Here is a 12320-nt window from a genome sequence, read left to right on the forward strand (position 1 = left end):
AAGTTCAGTGTGCAACGCTATTCTTTGGTGACTGCACCATCCAGATTCAGAAGTACATTCGCCGATACTGCCAGCGCCGCCAGTTCCGGAGACTTCTGTGCTGAATAAACCAGGACGCTATCCACATCTGCAGGCTTACTTTTATACCTGGTCAAAGCACTTTCATAGATATTGAGTAGTGCAGCGAGCTTCTTTTCACTGACCGGTTGGAATGTGACCATTCGGTAACCTGCCCGAAGTTGCTGCTGCGGTGTTGGCGCGCTGCCTCTCATCTTCAATGCCAGTTGGACAGCTGCTTCCATATAAACCGGATCGTTCAATGTGACCAGAGCCTGCAGAGGCGTATTGGTCCGTATGCGTCTGGACTGACAAAATTCTCGGCTGGGTGAGTCAAAAGTCATCATGGAAGGGTAGGGGGCTGTACGTTTCCAATAGGTGTAAATGGCTCTGCGGTGCTTGTCTTCTCCCTGGCTTGGCACCCATGTTTCACCACTGTATGGCGAGAGCCAGATCCCGTCTGGCTGGGGAGGCATCACGCCGGGCCCGTACATTTTAGTTGAAAGTAACCCCGACACCGCCAGCGCCTGGTCCCTGATCTGCTCCGCACTAAGCCTTACGCGTGGCCCGCGCGTCAGCCACATGTTTTCCGGATCTTTTTCTGTCTTTTCCTTGTCTGACCGTGAATCCTGCCTGTAAGTAGCCGACATCACCATTTGCTTCAACAAGAGTTTGACACTCCATCGGTAGTTTGTCATGAATTCTACTGCCAGCCAGTCCAGAAGTTCCGGATGGGAAGGGGCGCTGCCCTGGGAACCGAAGTCTTCAACAGTCTCAACAATCCCCCTGCCGAAAAGCTGCTCCCAGAATCGGTTGACGATCACACGGGAGGTAAGCGCATTATCCCTGTGTACCATCCACCGCGCAAGACCCAGGCGGTTCCTGGCATACTCCTTTGGCATTGGTGTCAGCAGTTTTGGAATGTCCGGTTTCACCTCCGCACCTTTAACAAGCCAGTTTCCCCGAACAAACACATTCGTTTTCCGGACCATATCTCCGGCTGATTCCCAAAGGATAGGAGTTTCGTCAGTCTTGGATGTCAGCAGCTGAGAATAGTCGGCGATGATTTCCTCATAGTTGGCCTGATCTTTGCCAGGCAATGCTTTTTGAAAAGAAAGCCATTTGATCTGCACCCATTTATCCGGCATTTTTGGACTTTCCAACGTAAAGTACAGGTCGTGTTTTCCCGCAACCTGGTTGATAGGAACAACAAGCACCGTATCCTTGTATCCTGTTGTGGGTACCTTAAACTGTGCGAGCATTTCCTTGGCCAGGGTATCTGTTTTGATGGTGAGAAGCGCATTTTCTGCCTGCGTTCCAATACTTACCACTAGCTGAGACATACCTGTTAGGCTGACTGCTGGCAGGCGGGCGGAGGTTTTTTGTTTAAGACCTAAGTACTTCCCGTCCAGAAGCGTTGACTTTCCTATGATTTTGAAATCGTGGGAGTTGATCTTGGGTTCTGTGATGTGCACAAACTGTGAAACCTGGCTGGCCTGTTCGGGTTCATGTCTGGTTATCCAGTCCATAACCCTTTGGACCCGCGCCGAGTCCTCTCCTTTGTAAAAACGCATCGTGGGTGAATCGCTGGGTACATCCTCATCACGGGTATTGTTAAAAAACGCCATGTATTTATAATACTCATCATGCGAGATGGGGTCATAGGGATGGCTGTGGCATTGTATGCAGGCAAACGTGGTACCCTGCCAAACTTCCCAGGTTGTATTGACCCGGTCAATCTGAGCTGCTACCCTGAACTCTTCATCTGAGGTTCCGCCCTCATCGTTATTCATGGTATTCCTGTGAAAGCCTGTCGCAACCAAATGCTCCTGCGCGGGCAACCCCTGTTTTTTGGGAAGTAAGTCTCCGGCAAGCTGCTCAATGGTGAACTGGTCGAAAGGTTTGTCGGAATTAAAGGATTTGACGACATAATCGCGATAGCGCCAGATGCTGCGCCCACCGTCTTTTTCATAGCCTTTGGTATCGGCATACCTGGCAAGGTCCATCCACATGCCAGCCCAGCGTTCACCATACGCCGGGGATCCCAAAAGCCGGTCCACCACTTTTTCATAAGCGTCGGCAGAACCATCCTTTTCAAAGGCAGCTACCTCTTCTTTTGTAGGGGGCAGGCCCGTCAGGTCCAGGCTCAGGCGCCGGATGAGCGTTGGCTTGTTTGCTTCCGAAGATGTGGAAAGCCCCTGATCTTTCGCTTTCTCAATGATAAAATGATCGATTTCGTTTTTCGGCCAGCTACTTTCTTTCCAGTTTAAAAGTCCGAACAGATTCCACAAGCTGCGTGTGGACGGCACATCCGGCTTTTCAATCCGTTTGTATGACCAGTGCGTTTCCCATTTTGCCCCTTCATTGATCCATTGTTTTAATACGTCAACTTCGTTGTCACTGAGCGGCGTCGAATTCTTCGGCATCTTTTCGTCGGGATCGTCCGTGAGGATACGGCGGATCATCTCACTTGCATCTGCATCACCTCTTACCACAGGGATCTTTCCAGACTTGCCGGCTTCAAGCATTTCGTGCTCAAAAAGAAAGCTGACATCGCCTGCTTTTTTTACCCCGCCATGACAGCCCATGCAATGCTTGTTCAGAATAGGCTTTACGTCCGCATTGTAATCAACCTTTGGACCAAACCAGGTAGTGGACAGTGTGAAGGAGTAAAGTAAAATGGATAGGCAGATTACGCCTATTAAAGTCTTGCTCATCATAACGCAATGAATTAGTTCTTAAACTCTAACTGCTGGCTTTTTTCAATACACTTTCAAGTGTTACACTCTTGCCAGACTGGCGCTTGCTCTCATCAGCCGCCTCCATAAACGTGAATATCTCAATCGTTTCCTCCGGCGAAACAGGTATTTCGCCGGTATTGAAGTATTTCACGATATGCGCCAGCAGCGGTTCATACCCCGCGTATGGACCCAGGATCTGGTTGCCATCGACGGTGAAAACAGTCCCACCGTAGTGATTCTTGCCGGAACGCGAGCCCCTGACGGTACCAATCCGCCCGTCTTGCCACACCCCGACAATGATATCGGTGTCCGGAGTATGTACCCGAGTTACACTTTTGCATCCTGTTCCCATGACCGTATACAGTGTTTCTACGCCGTGGACACCATACCAGTAAAAGTCAGGATGCGTTTTTTCAAGCGCAGCGGGACTGAATGCATCGGCGCCCACTACTTTGCTTTTATCAATGCTGTCAATGCCTTTGATATATCTGAGCGAAGACGCAGAAAAAACAGGGATTTTGTATTTTTCTGATGCTTTATAAATGGCAAGCGTATCCCGAAGCGAGGCGGCAACGGGCTTGTCTATAAACATTTTCTTTCCGGCCTTAAACACTTCCATTGCCTGCTCGAGATGGAGCCTGCCGTCATTAGTTTCCAGTAGAATGACGTCCGTAATTTCAAGCAAGTCTTTGATCGATCCGGTGATCTGTACGCCCATCCGCTTCACATCTTCGATATATCCCGGGATGCGACTGGCACTTTTTTCAATGTCTTTACTGCCGTAGGGATACGCTGCTACAATCCGGTAGCCATCGTAAGCGGGGTTGGGCTGTGCGGCATTTAGGACTTTGGTGAATTCGATGCTATGGGATGTATCCAGGCCAATAATTCCAATTCGCTTTCCTTCGGCTACCAAGGTATGCGGCGTTTTAAAACCCAGGATACCCAAACTTGTACCGGCAAGTGCGGAAGCTTCTATAAACTTTCTCCTGTTCATTGTCATCATGATATTTTGTCAATTGTTGATCTTGCACAAAGGGTACGTACCCGTTTTACTTGCTGATAAATGTTGGATTAGTAACCTTCGTTTTGTTTAATTAGCGCGGGGTTGATATCAATCTGACTTTGAGGAACCGGGAATACCAGGTTTTTTTCAGTAAGCTTAGTGGTGATGCCAATCGCGCTTGCCTTTGCATTCAGAATCGGCAGGGCGCGACCGGTGCGGACTAGATCAAACCACCGGTGACCTTCAAAGGCAAGTTCCACCCGGCGTTCCTGTTCCAGGGCCAAACGCATATCTTCCTTAGAACTGATCTGTTTATTGCTGATGCCGGCGCGGGCACGTACCATGTTAAGGAGTGTTAGCGCATCCGGGACATTACCGGCTTCGTTAAGCGCTTCTGCATACATCAGCAGCACATCAGCATACCGGAGTACCGGGAAATTATCATCTGAATCGTATTTCACAGTGGGCGCATCATCATATTTTCGTATGAAATTCTGATCGATCCGTTGACCAATGCTATTAATATAAAATGTCCCTAGTGATACGTCTTTGCGGTTATCGCCCGGTTCATAGGCCTGGACCATGTCAGCGGTTGGTTCATTATTGCCATCACCACCAAATTGAATGACCGAATTTCCTGAATTGGCAGGGGCATAGGTACTGCCCAGCCCGTTTCCTTTCAATGGGCTGAGACCCTTTTTGTATTGAACTTCGAAGACGGATTCCTTGCCATTCTTGTTAGCCGGGCTAAAAACGTCGGCATACTTGGGAAGAAGAGCATAAATACCGGAGTCAACTACTAGTTTCAGCTTCGAAGCTGCTTCTGCGTATCGGTGCTGGGTCAGATATACATTTCCCAGCAGTGCCTGGGCTGCACCTCTGGTAGCCCGGCCCAGATCGCTGCTGGTGTAAGTGGCAGGCAGGGCCAGTTCAGCCTCCCCTAGATCTTTGATGATCTGGGCGTAAACTTCAGCAGCGGGTGTACGGTTATACCGGTAACCATCTTCCGTATCAACAATTTCCTCTAAAATAAGCGGTACGTCCCCAAAGATCCTGACCAGATTGAAATACATCAGAGCGCGAAGGAATTTGGATTCGCCGATATATTGTTTTTTTAGATCTGCATTCATACTTATCGCATCTATACGGGATAAGATGACATTCGTCCTGTAAATTCCCTTATACCCGTCTGCCCACCTTGTATTCAGGTAAGGATTGGTTGAGCGAAGGTAAAATTTGTCAAACTCATCCTGATCAATGACAGAGCCGGACAATACCGGCCGGGAATCGTCGGACGGGATCTCTGAAACTGCATAATATTGTCCGTATTGTCCATTCAATTGCAGAGAGGCATAAGCCGACGCCAATGCATTGTTGAAATCAGAAGCTGTTTGATAAAAGTTGGCTGTGCTGGCTTCGGATACCGGAGCGAGATCCAGGAATTTGCCGGAACAACCCAGCAAAAACAGATTGAGGAAAGCCGCGAATAAAAATCGTTTTTTCATGATTGCTTATAAACCAATGTTGATACCAATTGTATATGTACGAGGAAGAGGGTAGGAGCCATAGTCAACACCGCCGGTTAATGGGCCTTCATATCCGCTCACTTCGGGATTGTATCCCAGGTATTTGGAAAATGTAAATGCGTTTTGAACACCGCCGTAGAGCCGTATTGATTCCAGTCTTACTTTATCCGAGACGCCTTTAGGCAGCTTGTAACCAAGTGTGATATTTCGGGTCCGTAGGAATGATGCGTCTTCAACCCAGCGGGTGGATACCAGGTTATTGTTTCCTGTCGGCCGGCTGTTCGCTCTGGGGGATTTTCCATCGCCGGGCTGCTCGGCAGACCGCCAGCGGTTCAGGACGGTTGTCATTTGGTTGTGGTTACCCTCCTGAGAATCAAAAAACCTGCGTGATAAATTCAGGATCTGTCCACCTTGAACACCCTGAATGCCCACGCTCAGATCAATCCCCTTGAATGAGAAATTGTTGGTCATTCCATAAATGAAATCCGGCTGGTTATTGCCAATGATCTGGCGGTCGTTTGCATCTATTTTATTGTCGTTATTCAAATCCGCATATTTGACATCTCCGGGACGGGAGTCTGCAAAGTGCGGGTGACTGTCCAGGTCTGATTTGTCCTGAAAAATACCAAGCTGAACATAACCGTAAAGACTGCCCAGCGGCTGGCCGATCTGGGTGATATTCGATTCGCCGACACCCGTACCGCTGCGGATGGGATCGCCTTTTGGCCCTAGGGCCAGGACCTTGTTCTTGTTTTGGGACAACATCAGATTTGTTGTCCATGTGAACGCGCCGGTCAGGTTTCTGGATGTCACGCTGAATTCCCAGCCCTTATTTTCAACCTTACCGATATTTTTAATCGCCGTGCTGAACCCGGTCAGGGTAGGGACTTGAACCGAAAGCAGAAGGTCGGTAGTGATGCGCGAATAGTAATCGGCTGTGACGAACAACCTATTGAGAAGAAGTCCAAGCTCTAAACCAATGTCCATCTGGCGGCTTTTTTCCCAGCCCAGATTGGAATTGCCAATCGTTTTTGCAGCCAGACCATTAATGATCTTGTTGCCAAAAATGTAGTTATCCACACTGAGCAATCCCAGTGACATATAATTCGGTGAAATGTAGTTGGCGGGGAGGCTGCCGGATCCCGAAAACGCATTGTTACCTGCCAGACCGTAGCTGGCCCGAAGTTTCAGTTCTGAAATTGCTGGAACGGACTTTAAGAAGTCTTCTTCACTCATGCGCCATCCGACGGAAGCGGACGGGAACGTACCCCATCTGTTATCCACGCCAAAGCGTGAGGAACCATCCCGGCGAACCGAGACATTAAACAGGTATTTTTCTTTATAGTTGTAAGCTATCCGGGCGAAATAAGAAGCAAGCTTCCACTGCTCGCGGTATGAATAGCCTGAATTGACATTGCCGTAATTGATCGTTTGAACAACATCATTTGGAAAGTTGACCGCCCCTACACGATTTTGTTCAAAGTCGTTGGACTGGGATTCCATTCCGACCAGCGCTTCAAAATTGTGTATTTCATTAAATTGCCGGTTGAAAGTCAGTGTCTGGCTGGCAACCCAGTTTAGATTCTGACCCGTATTCGAGTAGCCGCTTGTAGGAATGGGCGGCAGCAGCGAACTTGTGGGCATGGTGGATTTCTGGAAATAGCTCTGCCGTGATATAAGCGCATCACCACCGATGGAAATGCGGTAATTCAGCCCTTTGGTCAACTCGAGCATGGCATAAAGGTTTCCTAATACGCGCAATGTATTTACGCGGTTTTCGACCTCGGTGATGTTGGCGAGCGGGTTGGTAATCCCCGGCCAGTCGTAGGGTGCTGCAATGGCAATCTGGGCAGTGTAGCTTCCATCCGGAGCGTAAACAGGCACAACTGGCGCAATCCCGAGTGCCGCATTGATTACACCATTGGTAGACCAGGGTCCGTCGGCATTTACCCTGTCTTCAACGGTCATCGACGGGCTGAAATTGAGACCAACTTTTAATCGGGAAGTCAATTGCGCATCGATATTTGAGCGCAAAGAATAGCGGCGTTGCCCGGACTTCTTGATAATTCCTTTCTGATCGAGATAGTTGCCAGATAGCATGAATTTTACTTTTTCAGTGCCTCCTGACGCCGATAGCTGATAACTGCTGATCGGTGCCGAACGAAATATCAGATCCTGGTAATCGGTGTATGGCAAGTTTCCCGGTTCGTCGAAATTGAGCCCTTCAAACTCCCCTCTTGGATAACGGAACCGCTCACCGGCGGGCCGTTTGCTGTTGGGGTCACTGGCCAGCGCTCCCGGAACACGGTCCAGATAAGCGTTGTTTACGGCCTCTTTTACCAATTCAGCAAACTGCTGCGAATTAAGGATATCCATTTTTTTCGTCACTTGCTGGATGCCCGTAAAATAATCGAGATTGATCCGTGTCTTCCCCGCTGTGCCTTTTTTTGTGGTAACCAACAAAACACCGTTTGAGCCGCGCGATCCGTAGATCGCCGTGGCCGAGGCGTCTTTAAGTACATCCACAGACTCGATGTCATTAGGGTTGATCAGGTTGAGCGCACCATCATTGAGCGGCTGGCCATCGACGACTACGAGAGGCCCTGTGCCCGCACTAATCGAACCTAATCCGCGTATTTTAAAATTCGGAACCGTTCCCGGTGCCCCGTTGCTTTGCTGCACCAGTACGCCGGGCATTCTTCCCGCCATGCCTTCACCAATATTCGTAATAGGTTGGTCTTTAATGGATTCTGACTTAATAGAGGAGATAGCTCCTGTAATATCTTTTTTCTGTTGCGTGCCATATCCGACTACCACCACCTGTTCCAGCTCTCTGATGTTAGGAGTCAGAACAACGGCAACATCGTCCCGGCTATTAATCCTGATTTCCTGACTTAGATATCCTACAAAAGAGAAAACCAGTACGGTCTCAGCATTTGAAGTCTCGATAGTGAAATTCCCGTTTGCATCGGAAACCGTGCCGCGTTGGGTTCCTTTCTCGACAATGCTGACACCCGGGAGTCCTTCCCCTTTTTCATCCGACACTTTGCCCTTTGCATTGGAAAGATTGACTTGCTTGTCTGTCTTGACCGGAGGAGCGACCGGTTTTCTGATCTGCTGGCGCTCCCGGCTGTTGTCAAGGGGACTTATGCCCTCGTGAGGAGACTCCGGTTTTTGGGTGTTGATATCGGCCTTCTTCTTGATCACTATTGTTTTATTGATAATGGTATAAGAGAGGCCTTGATTACCGAAGAGCGCATCCAGTGCCGCTTCCAAAGAAACCTTTTTCAAGTTCAGGGTGACCTTGTTGGTTTTTGTCAGAAGGTCGTTTTGCAACCAGAAAAAGTAGCCGCTCTGTTTCTCAATCTTATCAAGTACTTTGTCGAGTGATGCATTTTTCTCTGACAATGTAATTTGCTGGCTGTAACCTGATGCATAAATGTGTAGACAAGAAATCAGCAATAAAATGGCGACAGAATTTATTCGCATTACGAGCAGTCGTTTAGAAGGCGGGCTTACTGGCAGGCTAATGGCATTTGTAATTGGAAATGCCTTGCTAAACCGCCTGGCAATGCCCGGCAATGGAGGCGTAGAAAAATTAATCATATATTTGTTTGGGTTTGGGTAAAGAAAGTTCCGTACAAGAATTCATGTTTTGCCCTGTGGGGCAAGATCACTCAGCCTTTGCCGAAAGTGCTCGCAACACTTTCGGCATTTTTATTTTTTAATACCTTTTCAAGAGTTGTCTCAACAGCAGTTAAGTCTTGACAATAATCCTCCTTCCTTCAATTTTGAAATTAACGCCGCTAACCTGCAAAATCTGGAGTATCTGTGCTATCGGCGCATCGCGGGCTATCTGACCTCTGTATTTGTTTTCAGGTGTTTTGCCTTCAAATACAACTTCTACATCATACCAGCGGGATACTTGCCTCATGATTTCAGCTAAACTGGCATTTTTGAAAATGAACTGGCCATTTTTCCAGGCAATCACCTGATCAAGGTCTACTTTATTTGTTACCTCAATTTCGTCACCTCTATCTATACTTAATTGCGCCTGTTGACCAGGTTTAAGCATAACAGCCCGTTCTGGTAGCTTGGCCGCATGACTGTTTTTACTGTTTTTCGGATTGGATATGATTTTAACTTTTCCTTCCAGCAGCGTCGTCGTGATCCGCTTTTCATCCGAATAACTGTTGACGTTAAACCTGGTACCTAAAACTTCCACCGCCTGACCGGCAGACAACACTACAAATGAACCGTTACGTTTTCCGGATTGCTGGTACGCGCCGGATTTTGTTACCTCAAAATAGGCTTCTCCCACCAGCTCTACGGTTCTTTCCGAACCGAATTTCGTAGGATATTTAAGAGAAGAAGCCGCATTTAACCAGACCTTGCTACCATCCGGCAACACCACCTTAAACTGACCTCCCTTTGGCGTACTTACCACATTATACGTCTGATGTCGAGCGTCGTTCTTTCGCATGTTTTTACCGGTTGTGTAAACAAGCTGCCCGTCATCAGTTTTAGTGATCAACAAATTGTCCTGCATGGCAATCTCACCTTCCGACACTTCATCAAGTAAGATCTCTGAACCATCGGCCAGCGTAAGCACAGCCTTATTTTTCCCGGGAGCTACATCAGCTGCTTGCTGGATAGCGACGGTATCTTTGTCGTCTATCCGCATCAACATCAGATACATGCTAATCCCGGATACGAGCACGAAAACAGCTGCGGCAACATATCGAAGGAAAAGACCAGATATGAGTTTGGATTTTTCCGGTTTGTCGAATCCCGTTTCAAGCGAAATCCTCTCCCACGCTTTTGCCTTGTCAGCAGTTGGGAACGCATTTACCTCGGATTGAAGAGCAGATCTGTCTGTTAGCCTGGCAAACAGTGCTTTGTTGCTTTCACTCAGAGTGATCCAATGATCAAGTTCCTCCTGCTCTTGTGCAGTAATATGACCATTTAAATACTTAAAGATCAAATGCCCTTGCTCAAAATATTGGTTATAGCCCTCCATGAGTCTGTGTTTAGACTATAGAGACACTTGAAAATAGAGATCGGATAAAAGAAAATCGAATTTCTGTAAATATTTTCCCTGTCGGCCAGGATGCCGTGAGCATTACAGGAGTGCAGGAGTATTTTCATGATAAAACATCAGTGCAAAGAAGAGTTCGGGTGAAAGCCGGCGGCGAAGCAAGTCTAGAACCTTTTGCTTTTGTTTTTTTACCGTGTTGATGGACATACCCAACTCGTCAGCAATCTCCTGATTTTTTTTCCCTTCGATGAAACCCAGGGTGCAAATCTGACGGTACGTCCCTGGAAGCAATTCAATCGCCAGGTGTATTTGTGCAATGACCTCCGAAGAGATGATGGCGTCTATGACCGGTGGTTCTTCCGGCTCCTCTGCTCCTTGCTTTTGATTGTATTGCTGCACTACCTTTTCATGTCTGATCAGGTTCAGACTGGCATTGCGGGCACTCTTATATAAATAGTTCTTTATAGCGGTTTTGTTTACTTCTATGGAATCCTTCTCTCTCCAATAACTGATAAATGCTTCTTGTGCAATATCCTGCGCCTGAGTCTGATCTTTTAAAATTTGATGCGAAAAATAGACCAGTCGATCATAGAACTCTTCAAAGAGAGAATTCAGGTCCAAGTCGGATGCGCTACCTTTAAAAGAAACTAATCGCTTAATGCCACTCATTGATTTACTCACTTATTATTTTGCCAAAGTTGCAAAAGTCGATAGAATATACTGCTAAAAAAAGTAAATATAAAAGGAAGTGGTAACTGTTGTAGCTAGAAATCCTGACCAGGTTCAGCGGAAAATAACATAACTATTGCAAAAAGGGGATGTCACTCATTTTGACAGTCTCGAAGAGTAATTCCCGATGTATAATGGATTGAATAAAACAAATGTTCTTGGAAAAGCCGCAGCACATAAGGTAATGCTTATGGCAGCAAACTGCTTTATCTTAATGAATTGATCAGTTCCTGTTATAAGGTAAGTCGTAGCCAATCGTAAAATATGATAGATTTATCCTACAAAAATGCTTCCAGCATCTACGTTCAATCATTTGGATAGGAACCATCCTTTCAATCAACCTTTGCACGTATTGCTTAACTCACTTATCTTGCGAGTTTTCATTCTTGCAGGTTTTCGTATACCCGGCATCGTTGCGGCAACTATTTCCGTATTAGCCACAGCTGGCTATGGTGCTGCTCAGGGTTTCTAAGGGGCATATCCCATTCTCTCCTTCGCTGGAGCAATTATTTATGCATTGGTTATCGAAAGAAAGGCCTGACACTGGGGATAGGCGAAAGTATCATTGAGTCAGGGCCGCTGCTGGCGCTAGTAATCCGCCCAGTGCCTTTTGAAGTAATGAGTCCGAATTCAATCTTTTGGTAATCGCACTTCTTTGACGCGGGGATATACTTTGCCCTCAAACTTAAAGAAAGGGGCGGTCGCCAGCCTGGCAATTTGCTTTAAAATGTCATTTCCGCTATTCTTTAGTCGGCTAGCGTTTTTTAGGGGCTTGCAGTGGAAGGTATGCTAGTGGTTTTGAATGGGCCCTGTTGATAAGCGCGCAGCCGGATTGGTCACGTTTGAAATTACTGCCGCAGATGCGGGGCTTTCAGCTTCACGGATTTTTTCCCTTTTGATTTCGCCTCTTACAGATTGGTTAACGGACAGTATGGGCTTTCTAATATCAGGGTCTTCGGGGGTGGCTAATGTAACACATGCAGTAATCTAATATTGCCACGTTCCGGGATGCTGGTTCCGCGCTTAGAGCATTAGGGAGCGGCTCATTATTGGGCAATAATCATTTGAGTCTGATCTTAACGGTCTCACTTTGGTTCTTATATTTCTTACTTGGACATACTACCGAAAGGCCACGACATTCGTTGTTTAACTTTGCGTTATAGATATTGTCAATATCAAATGCCTGCCAAATAAATACGGTGGTATAAGCGTACTCTCGCAAC

Annotated in this window: 6 protein-coding genes; all 6 read right to left on the minus strand. The window is 47.2% G+C overall.

Annotated features, from left to right (window positions below; translation table 11 throughout):
- Positions 1–17: 17 nt before the first annotated feature.
- Entirely contained in the window at positions 18–2777 is a 2760-nt protein-coding gene (locus LZG94_RS25040) for a DUF1553 domain-containing protein (protein ID WP_233794404.1), read from the minus strand.
- Positions 2778–2802: 25 nt separating this feature from the next.
- Entirely contained in the window at positions 2803–3804 is a 1002-nt protein-coding gene (locus LZG94_RS25045) for a Gfo/Idh/MocA family protein (RefSeq protein ID WP_409013367.1), read from the minus strand.
- Positions 3805–3872: 68 nt separating this feature from the next.
- Positions 3873–5309, minus strand: coding sequence for a RagB/SusD family nutrient uptake outer membrane protein (locus LZG94_RS25050; RefSeq protein ID WP_233794405.1), 1437 nt, complete (start codon positions 5307–5309; stop codon positions 3873–3875).
- A 6-nt stretch (positions 5310–5315) separates the two neighbouring features.
- Entirely contained in the window at positions 5316–8819 is a 3504-nt protein-coding gene (locus tag LZG94_RS25055; RefSeq protein WP_233794406.1) for a TonB-dependent receptor, read from the minus strand.
- A 268-nt stretch (positions 8820–9087) separates the two neighbouring features.
- Positions 9088–10350, minus strand: a complete 1263-nt coding sequence (locus tag LZG94_RS25060; protein WP_233794407.1) for a FecR family protein — start codon at positions 10348–10350, stop codon at positions 9088–9090.
- Positions 10351–10452: 102 nt separating this feature from the next.
- A complete protein-coding gene (locus LZG94_RS25065; RefSeq protein ID WP_233794408.1) occupies positions 10453–11037 on the minus strand; it encodes an RNA polymerase sigma-70 factor in 585 nt (194 codons plus the stop codon).
- Between the last annotated feature and the right edge of the window lie 1283 nt (positions 11038–12320).

This window comes from Dyadobacter sp. CY343 (genome assembly GCF_021390335.1).
Classification (GTDB): Bacteria; Bacteroidota; Bacteroidia; order Cytophagales; family Spirosomataceae; genus Dyadobacter.